We start from the raw sequence: 26118 nt of genomic DNA, 5'->3' as shown, positions 1-26118 counted from the left end.
GTTATTTACTAATGGACATGATCGTTAATCCAACCCCTCGTTTAAATGGAAAGATTGGAGCTTTATCATCGAAGAACTATACAACTCGCTATTTGCTTGTGGCTGCATTAGCAGAAGGTACGAGCACGGTTTATTATCCAGCACACAGTGAAGATAGTGACGCGATGAGACGCTGTATTCAGGATCTTGGGGCAACGCTTATCGAAGACGATGAGAAAGCTACTATTACTGGATTTGGTAAACATCCACTGGATGTTCAAGAACTGAATGTTGGAAATGCTGGTGCTGTCCTACGATTCTTAATGGGGATTGCTACGCTATGTCCAGATGTAACGTTCGTGAATACATATCCAGATTCTTTGGGCAAAAGACCTCATGATGATCTAATTGAAGCACTAGGACAATTAGGTGTAGAGGTTGAACACAATGATGGTAGATTACCTATAACTATTCGTGGTGGAAAACCTACCGGAGGTAAGATTAAGGTATCTGGTGAGGTAAGTTCACAATATTTAAGTGCTCTATTGTTTCTAACACCACTATTGGAACAAGATAGTGAGATTGAAGTTCTAGGTGACTTGAAATCTAAAGTTGTGATAGGTCAGACCCTGGAGGTACTGGAACAGGCTGGAATTATTGTTCATGCATCACCTGATTATATGACGTTCAGCGTTCCAGGACGACAATCTTACAAAGCTCAAGACTACACCGTACAAGGTGATTATCCCGGATCTGCAGCAATATTGGCCGCTGCTGCTGTAACGCAATCAGATGTTGTTGTTGAACGATTGTCGGTTGCAAGTAAGCAAGGAGAACGGGCAATTGTTGATGTGTTACAAATGATGGGAGTACCACTGACACACGAGAATGATATTGTACATGTTAAAGGGAATGGTAGATTAAAAGCGATAGAATTTGATGGTGATGCGGCTACAGATGCCGTGCTAGCTATGGTTGCAGCAGCGGTATTTGCAGAGGGTACATCTAGATTCTATAATGTTGAGAACCTAAGGTATAAAGAATGTGATCGGATCACAGACTATCTGGCAGAGCTTCGTAAAGCTGGTGCTAATGTAGAAGAAAGACAAGCAGAGATTATTGTTCACGGGCGTCCTGAAGGTGTTGAAGGCGGCGTAGAGATTAATGCGCACTACGATCATCGTGTTATTATGGCTTTGAGTATCGTAGGTTTGCGAGCAGCCCAACCGATCACCATTAAGGATGCACATCATGTTGCTAAATCATATCCACAATATTTCGAACATTTAGAAGCCCTCGGTGCTCAAGTGAAATGGATCTAGCTATATTTTTATAGAAATGGGGTGTCGAAATGTCTTTCAATAATCCATCGCGAGAAGAAATTGGACGACTATTAAAGCAAGCAGGTAGTATTGCAGTAGTAGGTCTATCAGATAAGAGTGATCGCACATCTTACATGGTTGCCTATGCACTGCAGAAAAAGGGATACCGTATTATACCTGTGAATCCAACAGCAAGTGGGAAAGTCATTCTTGGTGAAACTTGCTATGCTTCGCTCCAAGATGTGCCAGAACCCATCGATATTGTAAACGTATTTCGTCGAAGTGAGTTTTGCGCAGAGGTTGCGCGCGATGCAGTGGCCATCGGAGCTAATGTATTATGGTTACAACAAGGTATTATTAGCGATGAAGCTGCGACGATTGCTGAAGAACATGGACTGATAGTGATTATGGATCGTTGTATTAAAGTTGAAGATGCCATACTAAATTAACCAACATGGAATAGAATAGAGAAGACCCGGTGGGGTCTTTTCTTGTTTTTGACAAAATGACTGTCAGAGCGTACCATTTGATATACATAGGATCAATGATAAATGTGGGATCATTTGTTTTTGATCGTGTGGAGAAAGGGGAGTGTCAGCTTGAATTGGTTGGGATCTTTGCAACAGCTCGGAAGAGCGATCATGCTCCCTACAATGGTATTGCCTGCAGCAGCTATTCTACTAAGTGTAGGTAGCTTGCCATGGGTAGATTGGGGACTACCAGCCATTGCAGAAGTTAGTACATGGGCAGGTCAAGGTATTTTCTTCTTCTTGCCTTATTTATTCGCAGTAGGTGTAGCATGGGGACTTGCCAATCAAGCGGGTCCAGCGGGACTTGCGGCGTTATCAGGTATGTTCATATACGAACAGATTCTAAGACATCTAGGTGACGGAAGTGTACAACCAACGACTTTAATAGGAATTATTTTCGGTATCATCGCAGGTGTGTTATATAATCGGTTTAAATATATAAAGTTTCCAGAAATTTTCCAGTTTTTTGGTGGGTCACGTTTTGTACTACTGGCGATGGGTTTGTTCTCGGCAATATTCTCGTGGTTTATGATAGGAATAGCGCCTTTTTTACAACGAGGTCTTGATGAACTAACAATATTGGTCACACATTTAGGTGGGTTCGGACTCTTCCTATATGGGATGTTATATCGCATTCTAACTGCCTTTGGTTTGCATCATTTACTTAACAATGTGTTCTGGTTCCAGCTTGGTAACTTCACAACACCAGATGGAAATGTCATACAAGGTGACTTACCTCGTTATTTTGCAGGTGACCCTACAGCAGGAACATTTATGGCTGGATTATTTCCGATCATGATGTTTGCTATACCGGGTATTGCCTTGGCCATCATTCATGAGGCACGTGAGGATCTGAAACCGAAGATCAAGAAAACTTTTTTAACGGCTGCATTGGTATGCTTCTTCACAGGTGTATCCGAACAAATTGAGTTTGCTTTCCTATTCGTAGCTCCATATATGTATATGGTTCATGTTGTGTTGTCTGGAATTGCTATGTGGATTACATATGCTTTAGGGATTCATCATGGGTTTTCATATTCAGCAGGGGCTATTGATTATGTACTTAACTTTCATTTGTCAGAGAATGCTTGGATGCTCATTCCTATTGGAATGATCTATGGAGTCATATATTACAAGTTATTTCGATGGGCTATCCATAGATTTCAGATCCCTACACCAGGAAGAGAAGAAGGTTCGACTTTGGAAGATTGGGCAGGGAATATCCCTTATCAAGCACCACTGATCCTAGAAGCTCTTGGAGGTAAGGAGAATATTGTACAGGTAGAATCTTGTATTACTCGCCTCCGTATAACTGTTAAGAATGATCGCCTTATTGATAGTAACTCGCTTAAGTTACTTGGTTCAGCAGGGTTAATTAAGCTAGGTGGTGGAAATGTTCAGATTGTTTTTGGCACGTATTCAGAATTGATTCGTGAAGAAGTTAATAAGCTAATGCAGAGGGACTTACCTCAAGTATTATTTAGTGCACCTATGCAAGGACGTATGTTACCGATTGAAGAAGTCCCGGATCATATTTTTGCTGCTAAGTTAGTCGGAGATGGGGTCGCATTTATTCCCGAACGAGATGAATTGGTGTCTCCGGTTTACGGAACAATCATTCACTTGTATCCAACAATGCATGCGATTGGTATTTCAACTCCTGAAGGGCTAGAAGTACTTCTTCATATAGGAATTGATACATCTCAATTGAAAGGCGGCTATTTCCAAGCTGTCGTCAAAGAAGGCGATTCTGTTGTTCCTGGCCAATTACTTATTAAATTTGATCTGGCGTATATTCGTCAACATGCTAAATCATTAGCTACTCCGATGGTCATTACCAATCCGGAACGAGTGAAATCATGGAGCTTTGCTCCTTTTAAAGCTGTTAAAAAAGGGCAGGCATCTGTAATGTCTGTTGTACTACACGACAGAAATGCTGGAGGGTTTGAGTTATGATACAAGGTATTGGAGCGGCTACAGGAGTCGCTATTGGTAAAGCATTTGTTCTTCCTAGCTGGGAATGGGATCTTCCTGAGTCTAGAATGGAAAATATAGATTTGTCCAAAGAGTTTGAACGATTGTATGAAGGAATCCGCACCTCTAGAAATGAGATTGAGTTCATTCGCAACGAATTTAAAGAGGTAGTAGGTGAAGAGGAATCAAGTATTTTTGATGCTCATCTTGCCATACTGGAAGATCCAATCTTTATGAATGAAATTCAAGGCATCATTGAACGTCAATATAAAGCAGCTGAAGTTGCCGTGAAGGAGGCTATCGACCACTTCGTAACAATGTTTGATCTACTGGATGATGAATATATGAAAGAAAGAGCTTTGGATATTAAGGATGTTGGAAATCGATTGTTGAAGCATTTATTAGGGGCACCAGAGATTACACTTCCTCAAGATACCCAGCCCTATATATTAGTTGCTAAAGAACTGTCTCCATCACAGTTAGTTCATTTGAATCCTTCCCATGTTCTTGGGATTGCTACTCTAATTGGCGGAAAAACATCACATTCTGCAATCATGTCACGTGCATTAGGGATACCTCTAGTATCTGGCTTAGAGAATAGCTTGAAGACGCCGATTCAGACAGGTGATATGTTAATTATTGATGGAGATCAAGGGCAGGTATTTATCCATCCCAATGAAACGGCACTAGCTCATTATGAGGCAGTAAGAGTAAAGCAGCAGCAGAAGAAAGAGCAACTTCAGCTGCTTGCATCAGTTGAATCTGTGACTAAAGATGGATATCAAATGACCTTATCTTCAAATATTAGTTCAGTGAAGGAATTGGATATGGCATTGAAACATGGTGCTGATGGTGTAGGTCTTTTCCGTACAGAATTCTTGTATATGGATCGAGTAACTTTCCCAAGTGAAGAAGAACAATTCGAAGTATACCGGCAGGTAACAGAAATGATGGGTAGTAGATCAGTGGTGATTCGTACTTTGGATATTGGTGGGGACAAGCATTTGGATTACTTCTCTCTTCCTGAGGAAGATAATCCATTCCTAGGTTACCGTGCGATACGTATTAGTTTAGATCGAAAAGAACTTTTTAAAACTCAATTAAGAGCAATACTACGTGCGAGTCATTACGGAAAGGTGAAGATCATGTATCCGATGATCTCATCGGTAGAAGAAGTAAGACTAGCTAATGAGCTACTCCATGAATCCATGTCAGAATTAGATACACGTGGAATACAATATAACCATAATATTCAGGTTGGTATAATGATCGAGGTGCCAGCAGCTGTAGCTATAGCGGATTTACTTGCAGAAGAAACAGATTTCTTCAGTATTGGTACCAATGATTTGGTACAGTATGTACTGGCTGTTGATCGAATGAATGAACAAATTGCTCATCTATATCATCCGTATCACCCAGCTATTCTGCGGATGTTACGGTCAACGGTTGAAGCAGCTAGAAATGCTGGGATTTCTGTTAGTGTGTGTGGCGAGATGGCAGGGGACGAGCGTTCTATCCCGTTGTGGATAGAATTAGGTGTACATGAACTAAGTATGTCTCCACAATCCTTATTAAGGATCAAACATCGCTTATTAAATACAGCAGCTGAAGAAGAAAAGGCCGTAGCTAAAGCTTGCTACAAACTGCATACCAATACAGAAATTCAAAAGCTATTGGATGATTATCATCATTCACATAGAAGTAGTAGATCTATTGCAGCAGAATGATAAAAAGTGAATTATAACTTTTGATGAAAGAAACAAAGTAAAACAATTCATAAATAAAGGCGACCTTCCGTTCATTAGAACGAAAAGTCGCCTTTTTCAGTAATTTCAACATATCTATGAACAGTAGCAATTTATTATTTCTCACCTGCTAAGACATCACAATATGCCTTACCGTATGATGGAAGATCAGGAGGTCTACGAGCAGATATAATATGCCCATCTACGACTACCGCCTCATCCACCCAAAGAGCTCCAGCATTCTCCATATCGTCGCGAATTCCTGGAGTTGAGGTTACAGTGACTCCTTTCAGAATACCGGCTGATATGAGCACCCAGCCTGCATGACAGATTTGTCCGATTGGTTTGCGGTCGTTGTTCATTTCACGAATAAGTTCAAGAACTTTACTGTAACGACGTAGTTTATCAGGAGACCATCCACCTGGCACCAGAATACCATCATAATCTTGACTATTTACTTCTTCGAAGGAATAATCGCTCTTTGCAGGAACACCATATTTACCGATATACGTCTTGCCTTTTTCCTCGGCTACAAGGTGCACTTCTGCCCCTTCTTCACGCAATCGGTATATCGGATACCATAACTCTAAATCTTCGAAATCGTCGCTTACAAGAGCGATTATTTTTTTATCTGAAAGTCTCATCATGACTCACTCCCTATATATAAATGACTAATCTTTCTGTTCTACTTCTTTAGTTTAACAAAAATTCTGTCCGAAGTCACAATGACCCACCCTATAAAATGGGGTTTTTGGCAACAAAAAATAGATGAACTAGGGAAGGAGTTGTTCTGCTTAAGGTCGAATAGGGTTATGTCTACCCCAATATTATTGGAGTCAGAAGATAATATGTCACAATGAGGTGTTAATATGAATGAATGTAAGTGTCGTCAACCGATGAGAATTGAATTGCGGACGATTATTTATGCAGAAAATATTGAAATCCTATATGTACCCATCAAAATTTGCGAAGAATGTAAATCCTATCATCTCTTAAAGTCTATAAAGCCTATGTTGGTACATTATATGCAGACGATAGATGTTGGATCGAATAAGATAAAAGTATCCTTTACAGAAATGAATGAAGTAGCAGAAGTCTTCTACGAAGTATTTTCACAGAATGAAGAAGACATGAGTGAAGTACTCGCACAAACATTAAAGGAAATAATAGATGAGCGGATTAATGCATTACTGGATTTATTTCATTATGCTGAGGGTATGCAAGACATCGAATGGATTGAGGATCTTCGACAGAGATTAAGTCAATATTCGAGTGTTTTAGCAGAATTGGATGATGTAAAACTTTATTCTCATGAAAAATAGGTGATATTTTGTTCTTTAATGGCTTTTTTCATCATATTTTGGTACGATAATAAAAAGGTTTCATGTCATGTAAAGGTGGTGTCTCAATTGGCTTCAATAACTAGACTAACAACACTAGAGCAGTTGAATACGGTATTGGAAGCATCACAGAATAAGCCGCAACTGTTGTTTAAACATAGTACCCGATGTTCTATCAGTAAGAGTGCATACAAACAGGTGATGTCCTATTTAGAGGAGACACCTAATGAATCTATTGATTATGGAATGATCTATGTGATTGAGGATCGTCCAATCTCCCGTGAATTAGCTGATTTAGTTGGTGTTAAACATGAATCACCACAAGTTATTCTTCTGAAAGATAAACAGCCAGTATGGCATATTTCGCATTCAAAGATTACTTCTCATGCCTTACAACATGAGTTAGAATAGATTTATAAAGCGTTATCATTGCGTAAAGTAGTAAATTGTCGTAATATTAAGTATATTGGGTTGATCGAATGAAAATTTATTTGTAATGGAGAGAAAGAATTTGACAGTAACCATTTATGATGTGGCTCGTGAGGCAGGCGTATCTATGGCTACGGTATCTCGGGTTGTGAATAATAACCCTAACGTTAAGCCACAGACCCGTAAAAAAGTATATGAGGCAATTGAACGTTTAGGCTATCGTCCGAATGCTGTTGCAAGAGGTCTCGCTAGTAAGAAGACTACAACAGTAGGTGTTGTAATTCCGGACATTTCTAATTCGATTTTTGCTGAAATTGCTCGGGGCATAGAGGATATTGCAAACATGTACCATTACAATATTATTCTATGTAATGCTGACAAGAAGAAAGAGAAGGAAATTCGAGTTATTAACACATTGCTTGAGAAGCAAGTAGATGGTTTGTTATTCATGGGTGGAACTGTAACGGATGAACATATTCTTGCATTCCAGACTTCTGCAGTACCTGTTGTACTTTGCGCGACTAGTGATGAGAAAGGTAATTATCCCTCAGTTGACATAGACCATGAAGCAGCCGCTTTTGATGCAGTGAGTACGCTAGTTCGTCACGGACACCGTGAGATTGCTATGATCAGTGGTACACTTCAAGATCCAGCCAACGGGTATTCCCGTTTCCAAGGTTATAAGAGAGCATTGGAAACAGCAGGAATTGAATATCAGGAAGACTGGGTTCGTATTGGTAATTATCGTTATGAGTCGGGTGTAGAAGCTATGAAATACTTCCTAGGATTGAGAAGAAAACCAACAGCGATTTTCGCTGCAACAGATGAAATGGCAATCGGCGCTATTCATAGCATTCAGGATGAAGGACTTAAAGTACCTGATGATTTCTCCATCATTAGTGTGGATAATATTCATATGGCTTCAATGGTCCGTCCATTACTTACAACAGTGGCTCAGCCAATGTATGATTTGGGAGCAGTTGCTATGCGCCTATTAACCAAACTAATGAAGAAAGAGAATGTCGATAATCCGCGGGTTATTTTACCGCATGAGACCATTCTTCGCCTTTCTGTTCGTTCTGTGAATGAGGACTAGCATTATACTTGCATATTATCTATTGAGAGCTCCTTTTAGGAGCTTTTTTCATGCGTATTCATTATTAAAAATGGGGGATCAGAGTGACAACGAATAATTCAGTGATTGGGCTTATTGGGGCAATGGATGAAGAGATTATGTTATTGTTAGCTGGGATGGAACAATACGAGGAAATAACTAGAGCGGGAATTCGTTTTAACAAAGGAATATTTCAAGGGAATTCTGTCGTTGTATGTAAATCTGGGGTAGGTAAAGTGAATGCAGCAGTAACCACTCAAATATTAATTGATCAATTCAAAGTATCCAAGATCATGTTTACTGGAGTAGCTGGAGCGGTACATCCTGACTTAAACATTGGGGATATTGTCATTTCTACAGAATGTATTCAGCATGATATGGATGTAACTGCACTTGGATATGCAAGAGGGGTTATTCCGTATCAAGAAGAATCAATATTTGTTGCAGATGAACATTTAGTATCTCTGGCTGAACAGGCATGTCGTGCTATATCAGCGGGGAAGTACCGATTAGGTAAGGTGTTGTCGGGGGACCAATTTATAGCAGATCGGAATAAAGTTGCGTGGTTATACAAGGAAATGGATGGAGCTTGTGTTGAGATGGAAGGTGCCTCGGTGGCTCAGGTATGCTACATGAATCGTGTGGATTTTGTCATTATACGGTCCATGTCTGATAAGGCAGATGGATCTGCGAATATGAATTATTCTGAATTTACGATTACAGCAGCAGAACGTTCGCATGCGATTTTAGAATATATGCTGAAACAATTATAAAAGCTATCTAAGAAGATATACTTCTATGCGAAAAGAGAGATTAATACATAAATCGCTGTTGAAATCGGATATGATCGAACTGTTCCTGCGATGAGAGGGGAACCGTTTTACCGATTCGCACCATTAGGCAATTAGCTGGGTGAGAGCAAATCTCTGGGTCATCTGTTGCATACCATTCCATACCAACGCATTTCATTAGCTTCTCCATCATTTTACGATACTTCCATACATCTAGACCACTTCCCTTTAAATCCCAATGCCAATAATATTCGGTTGTGAATACGATATAACTCTCCATTTGGTTATGTGAAAAAGCAGTCTCAATCATAGTTCTACCGAGACCCATGGAACGATAATCATCAGCAACTTCAATAGCACCTAACTCAATGAGATCAATCATATGTTCCTGTGACCAACGTTCCTGTTCATCTGGGTAATGGAAGGTAACGTATCCAACTATGGTCTGCTCATCGCGGGCAATGATAATACGTCCTTCAGGTAGTTTGGAAATTTCGATTAGAGCTTTATGTTGTTCCTTGGGTTGTCGGAATGCATCAAGATCAGGATGAAGTATCCATTGTGAGAGAGCATCACCTGATATAGGACCTTCAACTATAAGAAAGTGATTATCAGTGGATATGAAATGGCTGTGGTATAGTTTAGGATGTTCCATGTTAGGCCGCCTTTCTGATCAAGCTACAAAGAAGTATAAATGAAAATAAATGGCAGAGATTTGAAACGTATGCTATAATCGCTTTGAACTATAATAGACACAGATTAGTCACATATAGAACGTGATGATATATTGTATAGTATGCCATATCTTACATGATTTAGCGATGAAGAATGAAATTTCAGTAACTATTGTAAGCGCTGTCTTAGGAGAGATTTGTATGAATGGAGGAATAATGACGTATGGAAATAAACCATAGTGAAATATTTCCAAGTATATGCTCTGTGTCTAATATGGGAGATTACGAGCAAGCCTGTGAACATTTCAATTGGGAAGATATTGAACGTCACTTCACATGGTATGAAACAGGTAAATGCAATATGGCATATGAAGTGATTGATCGACATGTGACTGAGGGCCGTGGTGAGAAAGTGGCACTTTTATATAGTGATCCTCTACGTGAAGAGACATTTACGTTTAGACAATTAAGGGATCGATCGAACCAGTTTGGTAACGTTCTTCGTAAATATGGACTTAGTAAGGGTGACCGAGTATTCATTTTTATGCCGCGCAGCCCAGAATTATATATTTGCCTATTAGGTATTCTAAAGATTGGTGCTGTAGTGGGCCCTCTCTTTGAGGCCTTCATGGAAACGGCGGTAAAAGAAAGACTAATTGATAGTGGTGCAGTGGCTTTAATTACAACTTCTAGTCTGTTAGGAAGGGTAACCAGGTCAGAACTTCCGGATTTGAAACATGTGTTCCTTGTGGGCGATACAGTGGAACAGCAGGATTCTGTCATTCATTACCATGATGAAATGGCTTCCGCTTCTTCGGATTTAGAGCTTGAATGGTTGGATCGAGATGATGGACTTATTATGCATTATACGTCTGGTTCTACTGGAAAACCCAAAGGAGTATATCATGTTCAGAATGCTATGATCCAACAGTATTATTCAGCTCAAATCGTACTTGATTTACGTGAGGATGATATTTATTGGTGCACAGCTGATCCTGGTTGGGTGACAGGTACAGCTTATGGTATTTTTGCACCTTGGCTATCTGGAGTAACCAATGTGGTCCGTGGAGGTAGGTTTAGCCCACAAGATTGGTATGCGACGATTGATAAATATAAAGTAACAGTCTGGTACAGTGCTCCTACAGCTTATCGTATGCTTATGGGTGCGGGTGAAGAAATTCTGACGAATTATAAACTCAGTAGTTTAAGGCATGTTCTATCTGTAGGCGAGCCATTGAACCCAGAGGTTGTTCGTTGGGGTTATAAGGTGTATGGACAACGTATCCATGATACTTGGTGGATGACTGAAACAGGGGCTCAAATGATATGTAATTATCCAGGAATGCCGATTAAGCCGGGATCGATGGGACGCCCATTGCCTGGGATTGAAGCGACCATTAAAGATGATAAGGGGAATACATTACCACCTTACACAATGGGAAATCTAGCAATTAAGGTGGGTTGGCCTGCTATGATGAATCGCATCTGGAATAATAAGGCCAAATATGAAGAGTATTTCCGTGTGCCAGGATGGTATATTTCAGGGGATTCTGCTTATATGGATGACGAAGGTTACTTCTGGTTCCAAGGTAGAGTTGATGATGTGATTAATTCATCAGGAGAACGGATTGGGCCTTTTGAAGTGGAAAGTAAGTTATTGGAACATCCTGCTATACTTGAAGCTGGTGTCATCGGGAAGCCCGATGTGATTCGAGGTGAGATTATTAAAGCATTCATCTCACTGCGGGAAGGATACGAGGCAACGCCTGAGTTGAAAGAAGAGATTGTTAGATTTGTGAAAGAGGGATTATCTGCTCACGCAGCCCCTAGAGAAATAGAGTTCAAAGAGAAGTTACCAAAGACACGTTCTGGGAAAATAATGCGACGTGTACTTAAAGCATGGGAACTAGACCTTCCGACAGGAGATTTATCTACGATAGATGATTGAGATTAATGATTGAGAAGAAGTCCACAACACAGAATGATGTGTTGTGGACTTTTCTAAATATCAATTTCATAATCGCCGATGCAGCTAAATCGGGTTGCGTAATTATGAAATTGATTATTGAACCTCTATTTCTTATATTTCGGCAGAGACGGATACCCTAAAGTGATACGAAGTATCGCTAACATCGGAAGGATAAACTCCTTGAAAAAGGACGGCATAGCCGTTTCTGCTTGGTTGGAATATATCGTTTATCCTAGTTCAACATGAGCGAGTCTTATTAGACATTGAATATACTTTGTACTTCCTGACTTTAGTGAATTATACTTAATACATACTCATTTACTTACTATCATTAACGGAAGGGGAAAATGAATTTGGATTACAATTTAGATGAAAACTTAAAACAAGCTTATAAACGATTGGATTTGCCTGAAGATATATCAAAGGAGGAACTAAATAAGCGGTTTGATCTACTCTTAAAACGTCAGCGTTCTATTGGTACTGATGGTACAACCTATGATGATGAATTTCAGGCATATAAACTCATCCTCGATGCTCTTGATCAACAGGAGATTCAAGCCGAAGAAGATCAAAGACTTGCGAAATGGGGTAGATTATCTGGTATTGCCCGTAAATTCGAAAATTTTCTTCTACTGTACAAAATACATACAATCATAACAATCGTTGTACTGATTGTGTTAGTTGTTGGTGGGAATGCGCTGTATAAGAACTGGCAAGAACAGAAATATCTAGCCTCTTTGCCACCTGTGGATGCCTCAATTATGTTTCTAGGTAATTATGAATCGCAGGATACAGGTAAAATGGATGATCTTAATGAAATGATCGTCACGCATTATCCGGAATGGAAGCGAGTGGAGACCAGCATTGTGTATCTTCCTTCAACAGATGGTACCGCAAATACAATGGACATGAGTTATTTACAACGAGCTCTTGCCGTCCTTGCATCCGATCGACCGGATATTATCTTTATGGATGAAGGAGCAATGGATTGGATTAATCAGCAGGATGCTCTCCAGAGTCTAGAGTCGATTGTTTCTGCAAAAGACCTCTCTGAAGATGATTTGCGATTAATAAGATCTAAGAATGAGAATGGACAACAAGAAATCGTTGGTTTAGATATTTCAGATACAAGCTTCGCATCAGACTTACCAATTAATTATGCGGCTCCTACTTTTATTGCGGGAATTCTAACTAGTAATGAGAAAAGGGATGAGGCGATGGAGTTTTTTGAACATATTATCGAATAGACAGAGAATCAATAAAGGTTAATATGCAAACTCTAATCCTATTGAAATAGAACAAGAAGACCTGGAAGCAAAGTTCCAGGTCTTCTTGTTCAAATATAAGGGTATAAAGTATAAGTTTCACTTCATACTTTATACCCTTATATTTCGGCAGAGACGGATACCGTCCTTTAAAAGGACGGTATCCGTTTCAGCTTGGTTCTGGTTATTGATGAAGCTAATCGTTAATTAGAAAGACATTATTTTTTCTCGAAATAAGACGCTGCAGAGGGTAAAGATTCTCCAGCACTGTTAACGGCTGTGATTCGATACCAACCTGTTATTGGATTACTCAAATCAATAGACGTTGCTTGACTTGATCCTACCTGTGAAAAAGTACCGCTCTGATCTTTACTGTAATAAGCAACGAATGAAATGATAGTATCCGTATTGTTGGCAGACCAATTTATCTGGATTCCGCTATCAGTAGATGTAATAACGGGTTGACCCGGGGCTGACGGTATCGTTAGAGCACCCTCTCCTACAGGAGGAATGAGAAAGTCATCAATAGGAGTACCTTGATCGGTCTGACCCGGTTCAAGAACTTGATCTGGATTCGAAATGATCTCATCGCCCTGTTCTGTATCCTGCGTGCCACTATTACCAACGACTGCACTGGCACCCGATTCGTTACCAGCTACATCAACTGCCTTAATATAGAAATTATAAGCATACTTTGTTGCATTATTATAAGTAAACACTAATGGGGCATCGCCAATAATTACGTTACCTTGATGTTGAAACTCACTTCCGCTCAACGATCGGTATAAACGATAACCTACAACATCTTTCGAAGCACTTTGACTAAAGTTGATTTGTGCTGTTCCATCCACATAAGAGATACTCACATTACCTGGAGGTGTAGGTGCACCACCGTCATCTACTCTTGGATCAATCTCTGTTGGCATATCACTAGATGCATCTTTTGGTAAATAAAATCCCAAAGATTCATGATCTTTCATGATTGTGAAAGCTTCTTGAAGATCCTTGATCAAATCTTGAATAGGATACTCACGTTTAATTACGATCTTTTCTTTCAACATATCGTCTGGTGTAGTCTCCTGAGGGATATAATTCACACCATTATACGTCAGATATTTTGCCTTTTCGATCCCATCATCACTTTCACTAGGAACATATTTGGTATTAAATAAGTCGGTTACATATTTATCGGTGAGTGAAGAGGGTAACTTTCCACTATATGCTGATACTGTTTTGTTTGTAATCCCTGATGGTTTCTCAAATGAAGAGGTAACGAATAGATCAGGTTTCTTGTCAATCATCTCGTTCATAATAAGCGCCCAGAGGCTCTGTGCGTTTTTCCTCTGGTTACCTTCCAGTACATTAACAGGCTCCTTGTAACCAACCCAGACTCCTAGAGTGACATCTGGAGAATATCCCATAAACCATACATCTGCATAGTTTTGTGTGGAACCTGTCTTTCCAACAATAGGGACTTCCTTCCAATGGTTATAATTATTCTTGACCGTGCTTCCTGTACCTTGCGTAATAACAGTACGTAACATATCCGTCATGAGATAGGCTGTCTGTTCAGAGAAGACTTTAACAGGATCAGGTGTGTGCTTATAAACGATATTGCCATTCGCATCGGTAATTTTCTCGATCATGTAGGCATCAAGAAATTCTCCTTGATTAGCGATTGAACTATAAGCATTAGTTAATTCCTCAACTGATACACCATATTTTAATCCGCCAAGAACACCGGTTGATGCTGCATAGTCTGCTTCCTGAATTGACGTTATACCGAGTTGCTTTGCGAATTCCCAAGCCTTATCGATAGTTATCACATTATTAAATAATTTCAAGGCAATCGTATTTTTAGACATATTCAACGCATATCGAGCTGTAACTAGACCTTCATAACCTCTAGATGAGTTCTTAGGGATGTGGAATCCCTTTTGACCATCCTTCAGTATGATCGGGGCATCATCTACGATACTAGCAGGCTGGATAGCTCCTGAGTCTAGAGCAGGCAAGTATGCAGCGATTGGTTTCATTGCTGATCCTGGTTGCCGTACCATCTGTGTTGCGTAGTTCATTTGTTCTTCATAGAAATCTCGACCTTCGATCATTCCAAGAATAGCACCCGTTTTGTTATCCATGAGCATAGCTGCTGTTTGTTCTTTACCTTTTGTTTTGCTATCTGCACTGAAATTGTCATCATTCTCGGCAATTTGGTGCATAGTGTTGTATACAGTTTTGTTAATAGTGGTATACACTCGATAACCACCTGTTGTCAGTTGTAAAGTTGCCTCTTCTAGAAGTTCACTATTGTTTTTCTCAGTTTGTTCAGTGTCTTCAGTAGTAGCTGCATTTATTTCCAATAAAATCTCTGCGGCTTTGCGTTCTGTCTCCATCATAAGATAAGGGAATGTAGAATAGGCCTTTTCCGTTTGTTGAGCTAATGAAGCCTGAATATCGAATACGCTCGCCTCATTATACTCACCGTTTGAGATTTTACCTTCTTCAAGCATACGTCGCAATACTAATTTCTGGCGATCCATTGCACGGCCGAATGCAGTTGGATTGAATTCTCCCTTTCCGTTAAAAGCCGAGTAGGTAGAGGGGAGTTGTGGTAACCCTGCTAAATAAGCAGCTTGTGCAATATTTAACTGTTCTAAATCGCTAATGTTGAATATACCTTTGGCAGCTGCTTTAATACCATACACATTATAACCATTAGCACCATTACCAAAAGGGACCTTATTGAGATATGCTGCTAATATTTGCTCTTTAGTCAGGTAGCGTTCGAGTCTTAATGAAAGTAACATTTCTTTGATTTTACGGTTGTCTGTCCGATCAAGATTTAGAAATACACGTCTAGCAAGTTGTTGAGTGAGTGTACTTCCTCCTGTTTGAATAGATTCGTTCAATACCCTTTGTTTGACTGCACGTAGTGTTCCGCTAATGTCTATTCCATTATGCGTAGAGAAGTCGTTATCTTCAATTGCAATCACAGCATCTTTGACGATATTCGGAATTTTCTCAAAATCAACAGGGCGCCGATCCTCTTCTGTTCGAAGCTGGCCAATCGGTGTACCATCGCTGAAGTAGGCAAATCCGGTTATAGAATTCTGACTCATCTTTTGTTCAATTTCTGTTCGTGTTCGTACAGGCTCATCATGAACGATAGATGAAACGTAGCCAATTCCTGCTCCACCTACAAATAAGGCCCCCATAAAACCGATAACAATCAGCCAAAGTAGTGTTAATCCTAGTACACGTCCTATGGATTTCTTTGGAGGGAGCTCTTCTTTTGATGTTTTTTTATTTGTATCATCCATTCGCATTAGTTCCTCCTTTTAACGGAACTATTATAGCATAAAATCATGTTTTTGAATCTCTTTAAATTAGGTGAGGGGTCATAATATGAAATATTATGGAAATTTTATAAATAAAAAAGCCTGGAACTTAAGTTCCAGGCTTACAATATTAATCTTAACGGTTGTAGAATTCGACGATTTGTTTCTCATCGATATCTTGAGATAATTCAGAACGTTCAGGGAAACGAATGAATTTACCTTCTAAAGCTGTATCATTGAATTCCAAGTATGCTTGAAGGTGATTACGGTTCTCAAGAGCTTCTTTGATAGAAGAAAGGCTACGGCTTCTTTCGCGAAGGCTGATAACATCACCAGTATTCAACATGTAAGAAGCAATATTTACTTTCTTACCGTTTACAGTGATATGACCATGAGATACCAATTGACGAGCACCAGCACGAGAATTAGCAAATCCAAGACGATATACCAAGTTATCTAGGCGGCTTTCAAGAAGGAACATAAAGTTCTCACCGGCAATACCTTGCATTTTTTGAGCTTTATTGAAAAGTGTTTTAAATTGTTTTTCGCCCAAACCATACATGTGACGAAGTTTTTGTTTCTCAAGTAATTGCATTCCGTAGTTACTAACTTTTCTGCGTTGGTTAGCGCCATGTTGTCCCGGAGGGAAAGGGCGTTTCAAATCTTTACCTGTACCGCTTAGAGATATGCCTAGACGGCGACTTAATTTAAATTTAGGACCAGTGTAACGTGCCATTGTATAGTAGACTCCTTTTATAATAGAAATTTAGTTAGGGTTCTATTTGTGCCGTAGATTGTTTCATGTGCTGCATCTCATGGGACCAAAGCACAACTGACATGAAAGTTCAGCCGCTGTCTTGTCAGTAACAAAATACGTGAGGGTGACACAACGTTACTCCCAAAAGCAGTATATAAATACCGCCTATTCAACAATTAATTTTATATGATTAACCCGGACTAAGTCAAGCACCATATTATGTTTTAAAAAGTCTAAATTTGTCGATAGGACTTTGGAACTAAAAAAAATATAAAAAATACATAAAATATGGGTGCAAAGCAATGCTAGAAAGAGTAGAATATGGTTATTGTCTTGCAAGTTTTTGTTGATTATTATTTGAAGTATATATAAGGCGTTGCAGAATGTTTTTCCAAACTAGTGCAAAGGGGCTATTCGTAATGCCAGATTATCAAAGTATCATTTCAAAGCATGAAAAGTTACTTAAGGAGAATAGTCAACATGAATCTTTGGACTCGGTTAGTTTTTGGCTAAAGAATCTAGATATTACAACATACGATTTACCGTTTATTCAAAGTATACTATCAAGTGGTTTATTAGATTGGAAAAATCTATCTACTTCACTTCCTTTTATGCAAGACTCAATGTGGGCTCTCTTTCAGTATGATGGTTTATTTATTGCTGGAGACTCGAAGATTTCTGATTACGCTTCAGGTGAAGGCGCAATCCTTATGAATCAATGTCTATCTAACCATGCAGAGGTCATTGAACCGGTAAGAATGGATTCTAATGATGAATTCTGTACAATTTGTTTGTTTCCGCAATTCACTCGGGGACTTAAAGAATTGTACGCTATTATGGTGTGTGTTCTTCCTCATGAGAAGATCAGTAGTACTGAGAGGGACATGGTTACTGCTATGTTGATTCTATTTCATAGTTGTTTCTATAAAAATTTTGAGAACATATTTGTGGAAGACATGATGAGTGAACAAAATAGAGTCAATGATGAGGCGGGCCGTAGAGCAGTTTTGTATCAAATGGTACAGCGCATGCAAGGTCGAATTGATGTCAATATGGTTCTTTCTGAGATGTTGGATAGTATAGCGATTCTCTGTCCAGATGCTTCTATGGAGTTATTTATGTCGCAGGATCATCATAGTGATAATCCGCGTGTGAAGCCACTTATTCTTCAAACAAGAGAAGATGATGTTAGAGTACGTACATTTATGGATGGACGATTAACGACTCGGGAAACAAATCGTGCGGATGGTGAAGCTAGGCTAGAGATTGGGTTTCCGCTTGGAGGTAACCAGGGGACTTATGGAGTCCTTCATATGCTTATAGATAAGAACAGGATTAGTGAATTAGATAAACAATTTGTTTCAACGCTTGTCGATACCGCAGGCACACTATTCGAGAACGCTAAACTATATGAGCAATCAAACTCACTTATTCGTGAACTACGTTTAATTAATGAATTGACACAGCGTGTGAATCAAAGCCTCCGTTTATCTGAAATATACAAATTTTCAAGTGAAGAGCTTTTAAATATTTTTAAAGCTGAGTATTGTTGTATTCTGCAATTTAATCAGGAACTTGATACTTTAGAGGTTGTATCAAGTAATATGCCGATGATGTTAAGGAGAGCTTTTGAGAAAGATTATGGTTTCGGTGGCTTCGTATTTGAAAAAGGGGAGTCACTCATATTATCAGATTATAAAGTGAAAATGCATATTTCCTCTATTTTCATGGAGAAAAGTGGTTCACAATCTCTGATTGCAACCCCATTAGTAGTAAAGGGAGATGTTACAGGCGCTATTCTGCTAGCACATCAAAAATCCCATTTTTTCACATATAATGATTATAGATTACTTCAAACGCTATCCAATCATATCGGGCTTTCTGTTAGTAATGCAATGCTGCATACAGAGGTCAAGCGAATGGCTAATCGAGATATGTTAACAGATCTATATGCTCGACATTACCTTGATGAAGTTATCGCAAAGAGACAGAAACGTGATTATTGCGGATCGTTAATCGTGATCGATATCGATGAATTTAAACAAGTGAATGATAAATATGGCCATCAAAAAGGTGATAAAGTCATTAAGAAAGTCAGTGAAATTATTAAATCTTCCATTCGTACGGGTGATTTAGCAGCACGGTGGGGAGGAGAAGAACTCGCTGTATATTTACCGCAGGTAGACATAGAACAAGCAATCACTGTTGCGGAAAGAATTCGTAGAAGTGTTGAGAAGGATACAGATCCTTCGGTAACGGTATCTTGTGGGATTTCGGAATGGAACTGGATGGATGAGAAAATAAGTGTAGATTCTTTATTCTATTTAGCGGACATGGCACTTTACAGAGCAAAGAATAATGGACGTAATCAGATACAGGTTGAGAATAGTGTTAGATGACAAAAACACCTAAATCTAAAGGGTGTTTTTTTTCTATCTGTGTGATGTTACAAATGAGGTTATACTAGCGTTGAATGGGAACGATAAAGGCAATGATTCTTTGGAGGAGTTGATCTAGATGAACTATAGAGTGAGTCACCTGTGGTCACCGATCGTTGTTATTTGTATTAGTACCCTATTATCCGGATGTAATATTATGTCTTCGAACAAGTCGCCAGAAGAGCAATTTCAACTCTCATTAACAGGATTAGCAGGAATCGAGGCGTTGTCGTTTAATGGAGAAGCTGCATTAAGAAGGAACGAGCAACGATGGTTTGAACATCATTTCACCTATGAAGGTCAACTTACAGAGCATGATTTATTAAGCATGCAAACCCAATTATCATTACAAAGTTCATCATCCAATATCGAGAATAAGCAATCAGATAACTCAAGTTTAGTCTCTACCGATTTACGTCGAATTCAGGGCGGATGGGTACGTACCTCAGCTGTAGAAAATGAAGTGGATCAAGCACTTGCAAGATTTAACCCATTAAGACAGTTGGAGGGTATTGCTGGACTAAGAAAGAGTATTCAAGAGGAGGCTGGTGCATCTAGAGGGACGAGAGTTCTTCGGATTGAATTGAATCCTGAGGACGCCTTGAATTGGTTAGAGAGTGAACTGAGTAGTGAATTGGCAAGCTTGAATCCCCAATCAGACTCATCGTATCATCCGGAAGTGCAATTGGAATTAGAAGCAATATGGAAGCAAGGGGAAGAGCAACTACAGACGATGTTACAACATGCGAATGTAAGTACAGTGTATCATTTAACCATAGAGCGCAAGAGTTATTTCCCGCTAAGACTCACTTCGGAGAGTAACATGTTATATCTAGATGCAGACAATAATGAGCAGAGTGAAACGATGGTAGAAGATGTTGTATTCAACCGTAACTAAGCGATATTACGATACAGTTCTTACTGACTTGAATATCTAAAAGTGATACAATAAAAATATGATTTAACCATTGTTCAAAAAGATATAGATACTTAAGTAGGAGGAGAATAAAGCATGCGTGATCCTAGAATTCAAAAGTTAGCAGAAAATCTAGTTGGATATTCTGTAGATGTACAACCGGGTGAAAATGTACTGATCGAAATGATCGGTAGTGAACAAGATTTAATGAAAGCTATTATAGAAGAAGTATCCAAAAAAGGTGGTAACTCTTTCGTTCAACATACAGATAAGTCTGTTCAACGTACGTTATTTACTTATGCAACAGAAGAACAAATGAAGACATGGGCTGAAATTGATTTGGAACGAATGAAGAAAATGGATTGTTATATCGGTATTCGTGCAGGAGAGAATGTGAATGACCTTTCTGATGTACCGGAAGAGAAAATGAAACTTTACAATTCGATCTATAATCATAAGGTACATAGTCAGCAACGAGTAAACCATACCAAATGGGTAGTTCTTCGATATCCGAATGCTAGTATGGCACAATTGGCGAATAAGAGCACAGAGGCCTTTGAGGACTTCTATTTCGATGTATGTAATCTTGATTACGGGAAGATGGACGAAGCTCAAGACCCACTTGCAGAACTTATGAGAAGAACGGATAAGGTCCGTATAACAGCTCCAGGTACCGACCTTAGTTTCTCAATCAAAGGAATTGGTGCTGAGAAATGCTCAGGTCAAAAAAATATTCCTGATGGTGAAGTATATAGCGCCCCTGTACGTAACTCCGTCAATGGGACAATAAGTTATAATACACCAACAGTTTATAATGGTATTTCATTCGAGAATCTAAAGTTTACATTCAAGGATGGACAAATTGTAGAAGCTACAAGTAATGATACAGTACGATTAAACGATATTTTAGATTCTGATGAAGGTGCTCGTTACATTGGAGAATTTGCAATAGGGTTTAATCCATATATTCTTCATCCCATGAAAGATATCTTGTTTGACGAAAAAATAGCAGGTAGTCTTCATTTCACACCAGGTCAAGCATATGATGTAACAGATAACGGAAATAAATCATCCATCCATTGGGATCTAGTTCTTATTCAAAGACCTGATTATGGTGGTGGAGAAATCTACTTTGATGATGTACTCATTCGTAAAGATGGGTTGTTTGTTATTCCAGAACTCGAAGGGCTAAACCCTGATCGATTAAAATAAGTCAGAAATGACTTGCATCAGAAAGCGGATTCAATGTATCATTATATAGGTAAAATATGAAAGTAATTATAATAGAAGTTACGGAGGGATCCTCTATGTCCAGTAACAATGTAGCGGTTGTAGAAATTGCTCAAATTGCAGGTAAGTTTACTTCTTCCATCGTGCTTCAAGCAGACAATAAGTACATCGATGTAAAAAGTATTCTAGGCTTATTCACTACACTTGTGAGCCACAAAGATTATGAGCTACATGTTCATGGTCCAGATGCTGAGGAAGCAAAAGTAGCGATGGCTGAAGTATTTGCTAAACATGGTTTGCAGATTGCTGTCATCACTGAATAATGTGAGCGAAAGCACCCTTACTTTCACTAGTGAGGGTGCTTTTTTTACGGGGTTCTTGTATTGATGTGTATTTTCGACTAATATTAAGGTTAGAATTAATTCGTTGACTTTTGGACATAGGGGGAAGAGACATGACTTCGTCTGATATACAGGAACATTTAAATCTCAAAGCGTTTAATCTTCTTCAAGAAGATGCAGATAAAATTCAAAAGCTTATAGAAGTTCAGATGGAGAACTTGGCAACACGTTATTGCCCTCTCTATGAGGAAGTTCTGGATACTCAAATGTACGGCTTTTCTAAAGAAGTTGATTTTGCAGTACGGTTAGGTCTACTTGATGTTTTCTCGGGGAGACAATTGGTAAGTCAACTTGAACGTAATTTAGCTATTCTTTATGAAGCATTGAATAACAAAGAGTAGTCTATGATGTTTACAAGCGAACTTAGAACGTTAATGCATGCCGTTTATTGAGCATGTATTTTTTTTGAAATATAAGAAAATATAAGTTTCACTTCATATTTGCATAAAATGGACTGCTACAAACATTTTTATTGAAGAGTATTTGCATTTCAATCCTTTTGGATTTACAATTACCAATAATAAGGTATACAGGGGGAATGGACATGACGGAACAACTTCAGCTAGATAATGGGAGTATACGAATTTCGAATGATGTTGTCTCTAAGATTGCTGGCATGGCAGCACTTGAGACACCGGGAATTGCCGCTATGTCTGGAGGACTCTCTGAAGGATGGGCTAAACGTCTTAGTGGAAAGAATGTTCAGAAAGGTGTTACTGTCGAAGTTGGGCAACTAGAAGCAGCTATTGATTTGCGTATCATTGTTCTTTACGAAACACCTATACATGAAGTTTGTCGTATGTTGCAACAAAATGTTCGTGAAGCGGTTGAGACAATGTCAGGTCTACATGTTGTTGAAGTTAATGTTAAAGTTGAAGGTGTAGCCTTCAAAGATGATGAAATTGAGGATTACATTGTTCGTAACAAGTAAATCTAACAGATCTATCTAATAGACACAAAAAGACTATCGGGATACCCGATAGTCTTTTTGTGATTTAATATATTCTTTTACCACAGGTTTATTACTTTCTCGTGAAATACTTAGAATAATACCCATACTGATCATCATAATCAAGGTGGATGAACCACCATAACTAATGAAGGGTAAGGTAACCCCCGTTAGAGGGATCGTCTGAGTAACTCCACCGATATTGATAAAAGCTTGGATAGCAATAAGACCCATAACTCCAATTCCAACTAATGTTCCGAAAGGATCTGGACATCGGAGTGAAACAAGAATGCCGCGCCAGATGAAGTATAAGTAAAACAAAAGGAATAGCGCGGTACCAATAAATCCAAATTCCTCACCAATAACGGCAAAGATAAAGTCATTGTATGAGTTAGGAAGGTAATGAAGCTTCTGAATACTTTGTCCGAACCCTGAACCCGTGATACCACCTTGTCCGATAGCTGTAAGCGATTGAATAAGGTTGTAGCCTGAACCTTCTGGATCTTTGAAGGGGTCAATAAAGGCAGCAATACGATCCTGTTTATAACTTTGATTAACTGTGGTGGATGGTTCACTAGGTTTAGACAAGGAATCTATCAGTGTATCCACACCTAGAACTAGTCCAGCACCTAGAACGAACAGTGCAATCGAACCCATAATATGCTTCATGCTAGCTCCACCTGCATAAATGATAAGCCCACATGTTGCAACTAGTATCATTGTAGAACCAAGATCAGGCTGCATCATGATGAGCCCCGCTACACCACCAGCAATCATAATAACTGGAATGAATCCTTTTTTGAAGTTACGTAATCTTTCCCCTTTTTTGGTAATTAAGGCTGCCAGATAGAGAATGGTGGCCAGCTTAGCAAACTCCGTTGGTTGAATACTAAGAGGTCCTATGCGGAACCAACTTCTAGCACCATTCGTTGCATCCCCCAAATAAGGAACTAATATGAGCATAATAATCGTGAGCATAAAAAAAGGAATAAATAGCACTTTGTATTTCTGATAAGGAATATTCATTGCAATGAGCATGAAAAATCCACCTAGAGTAACAGAAATAAATTGACGTTTCGTGAAAAAGAGAGCATCATTGTTAAATTTCTCACTTGCAACGGTTAAACTAGAACTAGCACTGAATACCATGACAAGTCCAAAACCTACGAGTAGTAATGTGAGAATAAGTAACTGGAAATCTGGGGCCCCCTTCTTGGGAAGAGGATTATTTTCTTTCATCATGGTTATACCACACTAAGCTTCAAGTAAGGTTTTAAATTGTTGTAATTTCTTGTTTGCGATTACTTGAATAGAATCTGGAATAGGTGTCTCATAATCTAAACCATGAGGAAATGTCCCTTTACCCATATAAACGGCTTCAACTGCAAGAATAGTATCTGGTTTTTCTAGCTTGCCTTCTACTGCTCGTGTGTTAATTCGCACGAAATATTCATTGTTGTTTCCATTGTCTTCAATTTTATATTCGTAGGTCGCACGGTAATATTCCCATTGCCAACGGAAAAATCCAGCTTTCTCTGCTGTTTCATCCATATAAGCTAAATCACATTTAAGGCCATCTAAACCGGTATTTTCAAAAATCATCGCTCAGTCAGCTCCTTCATTCGTCATTCTCTAAACTTCTTTACTCATGATATTATGTTTCGTGAACTTCTGCAAGCTAGATAACGATGGTGAATACACACTCTGAAGCCATTTCTGATACAATAGATTCAATATATTTGTTGTTCTAAGTACTAATAAATGGAAACGGAGCGGATCATGATGGATGAAAAATTACTCAACGACATTCAGGTTAGGATGATCCAGTGGAGAAGACACTTACATCAGCATCCTGAATTATCTTATCAGGAAGAGAATACGGCTCTATTCGTAGCAACAAAATTACGAGAGCTAGGATTACAGGTACAGACTAAATTCGGTGGGGGTTACGGAGTTGTCGCAACTCTTCATGGGGCATTGCCAGGTAAGACCATTGCTCTGCGCGCGGATATGGATGCGCTTCCGATTGAAGATGAAAAGGATTGTAAATATAGATCAGAGGTAAAAGGGGTTATGCATGCCTGTGGGCATGATGGTCATACATCCATGTTGTTAGGTGTGGCATCCTATTTCACACAACTTCAAAGTCAGCTTCGAGGGAATATTGTGTTTATATTTCAACCCGCAGAAGAAGTGTGTCCGGGTGGGGCTCAGGGAATGATTCAGAGTGGTGTATTAAATGGTGTAGATGCCATTTATGGCATACATCTGTGGACGCCACTCCCAGTAGGAACCGTAGGTACTGCTGGAGGTCCATTCATGGCTGCAGCGGATGAGTTCTTTATCGATATGATTGGGAAGGGTGGCCATGGTGGTATTCCCCATGTAACGATTGATAGTATCGTCGCTGGCTCAGCGGTTGTGATGCAATTACAAAGTATTGTGAGTCGTTCGGTAGATCCATTGCAGCCTGCTGTTGTGACCATTGGAACGATTGAAGGTGGATTTGCACAGAACGTGATCGCAGAGAAGTGTAGAATAACTGGTACTGTACGTACTTTCGATATTGATACAAGATTAATGATTCGCGACCGAATTGAATCGATGGTGTCATTAACAGCTCAATCATATGGTGCAAAAAGTATTGTTGACTATGTGATGGGGTACCCTCCCCTTGTGAATGATCAAGAAGAAGTAGAGCGTTTCTTTAGAGTTGCCGAGAAGAATTTTAAGAGTGACCGAGTGTTATTAGTTCCTAAGTTAATGATTGCCGAAGATTTCGCTTATTATGTTCAAGAAATCCCTGGATGCTTTATGTTGGTAGGGGCCGGAAATGCAGATAAAGCGATGGATTACCCTCATCATCATCCGCTCTTTGACTTTGATGAAGAAGCTATGTATAACGGACTGAAACTTTTTATAGCGATGGTAGAGTCCCATCAGTAAATAGATAA

Annotated in this window: 23 protein-coding genes; 17 read left to right on the top strand and 6 right to left on the bottom strand. The window is 39.2% G+C overall.

Annotated features, from left to right (window positions below; genetic code table 11):
* Positions 1-11: 11 nt before the first annotated feature.
* The 4 genes from aroA (at position 12) to ptsP (ending at position 5532) form a co-directional block, all read left to right on the top strand.
* Positions 12-1301, top strand: a complete 1290-nt coding sequence (gene aroA, locus LPB68_RS04625; RefSeq protein ID WP_068659745.1) for a 3-phosphoshikimate 1-carboxyvinyltransferase — start codon at positions 12-14, stop codon at positions 1299-1301.
* A 29-nt stretch (positions 1302-1330) separates the two neighbouring features.
* Positions 1331-1750, top strand: coding sequence for a CoA-binding protein (locus tag LPB68_RS04620; RefSeq protein WP_068659748.1), 420 nt, complete (start codon positions 1331-1333; stop codon positions 1748-1750).
* Positions 1751-1900: 150 nt separating this feature from the next.
* Positions 1901-3787, top strand: coding sequence for a glucose PTS transporter subunit IIA (locus LPB68_RS04615; protein ID WP_068659749.1), 1887 nt, complete (start codon positions 1901-1903; stop codon positions 3785-3787).
* Positions 3784-5532 carry a phosphoenolpyruvate--protein phosphotransferase gene (gene ptsP, locus LPB68_RS04610; protein WP_068659751.1) on the top strand — a complete coding sequence of 583 codons (1749 nt, stop codon included), beginning with the start codon at positions 3784-3786 and terminating at the stop codon, positions 5530-5532. The genes LPB68_RS04615 and ptsP overlap by 4 nt, the downstream gene beginning before the upstream one ends.
* A gap of 134 nt (positions 5533-5666) precedes the next feature.
* Here ptsP and LPB68_RS04605 read toward each other — a convergent pair whose 3' ends face one another.
* Complete coding sequence (locus LPB68_RS04605) at positions 5667-6194, bottom strand: type 1 glutamine amidotransferase domain-containing protein (RefSeq protein WP_068659753.1); 528 nt, start codon at positions 6192-6194, stop codon at positions 5667-5669.
* A gap of 225 nt (positions 6195-6419) precedes the next feature.
* Between LPB68_RS04605 and LPB68_RS04600 the strand changes: the two genes are divergently transcribed.
* The 4 genes from LPB68_RS04600 (at position 6420) to LPB68_RS04585 (ending at position 9206) form a co-directional block, all read left to right on the top strand.
* Positions 6420-6872 carry a hypothetical protein gene (locus LPB68_RS04600; protein WP_068659755.1) on the top strand — a complete coding sequence of 151 codons (453 nt, stop codon included), beginning with the start codon at positions 6420-6422 and terminating at the stop codon, positions 6870-6872.
* An 87-nt stretch (positions 6873-6959) separates the two neighbouring features.
* The gene (gene ytxJ / locus LPB68_RS04595) at positions 6960-7301 is read left to right on the top strand and encodes a bacillithiol system redox-active protein YtxJ (protein WP_068659757.1); all 342 of its coding nucleotides are present in this window, start codon (positions 6960-6962) and stop codon (positions 7299-7301) included.
* 100 nt (positions 7302-7401) lie between these two features.
* Complete coding sequence (gene ccpA, locus LPB68_RS04590; protein WP_068659759.1) at positions 7402-8415, top strand: catabolite control protein A; 1014 nt, start codon at positions 7402-7404, stop codon at positions 8413-8415.
* Between the two features lie 83 nt (positions 8416-8498).
* On the top strand, positions 8499-9206 hold the full coding sequence (locus tag LPB68_RS04585; RefSeq protein WP_257786624.1) for a 5'-methylthioadenosine/adenosylhomocysteine nucleosidase: 708 nt from the start codon (positions 8499-8501) through the stop codon (positions 9204-9206).
* A gap of 40 nt (positions 9207-9246) precedes the next feature.
* On the opposite strand, the gene LPB68_RS04580 is transcribed toward LPB68_RS04585, so the two are convergent.
* A complete protein-coding gene (locus LPB68_RS04580; RefSeq protein ID WP_068659761.1) occupies positions 9247-9879 on the bottom strand; it encodes a GNAT family N-acetyltransferase in 633 nt (210 codons plus the stop codon).
* A gap of 242 nt (positions 9880-10121) precedes the next feature.
* Between LPB68_RS04580 and acsA the strand changes: the two genes are divergently transcribed.
* Both acsA and LPB68_RS04570 read left to right on the top strand, forming a co-directional pair.
* The gene (gene acsA, locus LPB68_RS04575; protein ID WP_068659764.1) at positions 10122-11846 is read left to right on the top strand and encodes an acetate--CoA ligase; all 1725 of its coding nucleotides are present in this window, start codon (positions 10122-10124) and stop codon (positions 11844-11846) included.
* A gap of 374 nt (positions 11847-12220) precedes the next feature.
* Entirely contained in the window at positions 12221-13114 is an 894-nt protein-coding gene (locus LPB68_RS04570) for a hypothetical protein (protein ID WP_068659766.1), read from the top strand.
* 236 nt (positions 13115-13350) lie between these two features.
* Here the strand turns inward: LPB68_RS04570 and LPB68_RS04565 are convergent, their stop codons facing one another.
* Both LPB68_RS04565 and rpsD read right to left on the bottom strand, forming a co-directional pair.
* On the bottom strand, positions 13351-16455 hold the full coding sequence (locus LPB68_RS04565) for a penicillin-binding protein 1A (RefSeq protein ID WP_068659768.1): 3105 nt from the start codon (positions 16453-16455) through the stop codon (positions 13351-13353).
* A 154-nt stretch (positions 16456-16609) separates the two neighbouring features.
* The gene (rpsD, locus tag LPB68_RS04560; protein ID WP_068659770.1) at positions 16610-17209 is read right to left on the bottom strand and encodes a 30S ribosomal protein S4; all 600 of its coding nucleotides are present in this window, start codon (positions 17207-17209) and stop codon (positions 16610-16612) included.
* A gap of 440 nt (positions 17210-17649) precedes the next feature.
* Between rpsD and LPB68_RS04555 the strand changes: the two genes are divergently transcribed.
* The 6 genes from LPB68_RS04555 to LPB68_RS04530 all read left to right on the top strand — a co-directional run bounded on the left by LPB68_RS04555 (position 17650) and on the right by LPB68_RS04530 (position 23146).
* Complete coding sequence (locus LPB68_RS04555) at positions 17650-19629, top strand: sensor domain-containing diguanylate cyclase (RefSeq protein WP_068659772.1); 1980 nt, start codon at positions 17650-17652, stop codon at positions 19627-19629.
* A 118-nt stretch (positions 19630-19747) separates the two neighbouring features.
* Positions 19748-20566, top strand: a complete 819-nt coding sequence (locus LPB68_RS04550) for a hypothetical protein (RefSeq protein ID WP_068659774.1) — start codon at positions 19748-19750, stop codon at positions 20564-20566.
* Positions 20567-20680: 114 nt separating this feature from the next.
* Positions 20681-21796, top strand: a complete 1116-nt coding sequence (locus LPB68_RS04545; protein ID WP_068659776.1) for an aminopeptidase — start codon at positions 20681-20683, stop codon at positions 21794-21796.
* A 95-nt stretch (positions 21797-21891) separates the two neighbouring features.
* Positions 21892-22137 carry an HPr family phosphocarrier protein gene (locus LPB68_RS04540; protein ID WP_068659777.1) on the top strand — a complete coding sequence of 82 codons (246 nt, stop codon included), beginning with the start codon at positions 21892-21894 and terminating at the stop codon, positions 22135-22137.
* A 131-nt stretch (positions 22138-22268) separates the two neighbouring features.
* On the top strand, positions 22269-22556 hold the full coding sequence (locus LPB68_RS04535; RefSeq protein ID WP_068659780.1) for an Fpa/YlaN family protein: 288 nt from the start codon (positions 22269-22271) through the stop codon (positions 22554-22556).
* A gap of 203 nt (positions 22557-22759) precedes the next feature.
* A complete protein-coding gene (locus LPB68_RS04530) occupies positions 22760-23146 on the top strand; it encodes an Asp23/Gls24 family envelope stress response protein (RefSeq protein WP_068659782.1) in 387 nt (128 codons plus the stop codon).
* Between the two features lie 33 nt (positions 23147-23179).
* On the opposite strand, the gene ftsW is transcribed toward LPB68_RS04530, so the two are convergent.
* On the bottom strand, positions 23180-24403 hold the full coding sequence (gene ftsW / locus LPB68_RS04525) for a putative lipid II flippase FtsW (RefSeq protein WP_068659851.1): 1224 nt from the start codon (positions 24401-24403) through the stop codon (positions 23180-23182).
* 15 nt (positions 24404-24418) lie between these two features.
* Positions 24419-24766 carry a YugN family protein gene (locus LPB68_RS04520; RefSeq protein WP_068659783.1) on the bottom strand — a complete coding sequence of 116 codons (348 nt, stop codon included), beginning with the start codon at positions 24764-24766 and terminating at the stop codon, positions 24419-24421.
* 180 nt (positions 24767-24946) lie between these two features.
* On the opposite strand from LPB68_RS04520, the gene LPB68_RS04515 reads away from it, so the two are divergent.
* Positions 24947-26110, top strand: coding sequence for a M20 family metallopeptidase (locus LPB68_RS04515; RefSeq protein ID WP_068659785.1), 1164 nt, complete (start codon positions 24947-24949; stop codon positions 26108-26110).
* Positions 26111-26118 lie beyond the last annotated feature (8 nt).

This window comes from Paenibacillus crassostreae (assembly GCF_001857945.1).
Taxonomy (GTDB): Bacteria; Bacillota; Bacilli; order Paenibacillales; family Paenibacillaceae; genus Paenibacillus_AQ; species Paenibacillus_AQ crassostreae.
Note: the sequence above shows the minus strand (reverse complement) of the source record. Positions and strands in the feature narration are given on the sequence as shown.

Coding starts and splice junctions, on each gene's coding strand:
- aroA (WP_068659745.1), top strand. CDS start 12: ATGGACATGATCGTTAATCCAACCCCTCGTTTAAATGGAAAGATTGGA.
- LPB68_RS04620 (WP_068659748.1), top strand. CDS start 1,331: ATGTCTTTCAATAATCCATCGCGAGAAGAAATTGGACGACTATTAAAG.
- ptsP (WP_068659751.1), top strand. CDS start 3,784: ATGATACAAGGTATTGGAGCGGCTACAGGAGTCGCTATTGGTAAAGCA.
- LPB68_RS04605 (WP_068659753.1), bottom strand. CDS start 6,194: ATGAGACTTTCAGATAAAAAAATAATCGCTCTTGTAAGCGACGATTTC.
- LPB68_RS04600 (WP_068659755.1), top strand. CDS start 6,420: ATGAATGAATGTAAGTGTCGTCAACCGATGAGAATTGAATTGCGGACG.
- LPB68_RS04580 (WP_068659761.1), bottom strand. CDS start 9,879: ATGGAACATCCTAAACTATACCACAGCCATTTCATATCCACTGATAAT.
- acsA (WP_068659764.1), top strand. CDS start 10,122: ATGGAAATAAACCATAGTGAAATATTTCCAAGTATATGCTCTGTGTCT.
- LPB68_RS04565 (WP_068659768.1), bottom strand. CDS start 16,455: ATGGATGATACAAATAAAAAAACATCAAAAGAAGAGCTCCCTCCAAAG.
- rpsD (WP_068659770.1), bottom strand. CDS start 17,209: ATGGCACGTTACACTGGTCCTAAATTTAAATTAAGTCGCCGTCTAGGC.
- LPB68_RS04555 (WP_068659772.1), top strand. CDS start 17,650: ATGCCAGATTATCAAAGTATCATTTCAAAGCATGAAAAGTTACTTAAG.
- LPB68_RS04550 (WP_068659774.1), top strand. CDS start 19,748: ATGAACTATAGAGTGAGTCACCTGTGGTCACCGATCGTTGTTATTTGT.
- LPB68_RS04545 (WP_068659776.1), top strand. CDS start 20,681: ATGCGTGATCCTAGAATTCAAAAGTTAGCAGAAAATCTAGTTGGATAT.
- LPB68_RS04540 (WP_068659777.1), top strand. CDS start 21,892: ATGTCCAGTAACAATGTAGCGGTTGTAGAAATTGCTCAAATTGCAGGT.
- LPB68_RS04535 (WP_068659780.1), top strand. CDS start 22,269: ATGACTTCGTCTGATATACAGGAACATTTAAATCTCAAAGCGTTTAAT.
- LPB68_RS04530 (WP_068659782.1), top strand. CDS start 22,760: ATGACGGAACAACTTCAGCTAGATAATGGGAGTATACGAATTTCGAAT.
- ftsW (WP_068659851.1), bottom strand. CDS start 24,403: ATGAAAGAAAATAATCCTCTTCCCAAGAAGGGGGCCCCAGATTTCCAG.
- LPB68_RS04520 (WP_068659783.1), bottom strand. CDS start 24,766: ATGATTTTTGAAAATACCGGTTTAGATGGCCTTAAATGTGATTTAGCT.
- LPB68_RS04515 (WP_068659785.1), top strand. CDS start 24,947: ATGGATGAAAAATTACTCAACGACATTCAGGTTAGGATGATCCAGTGG.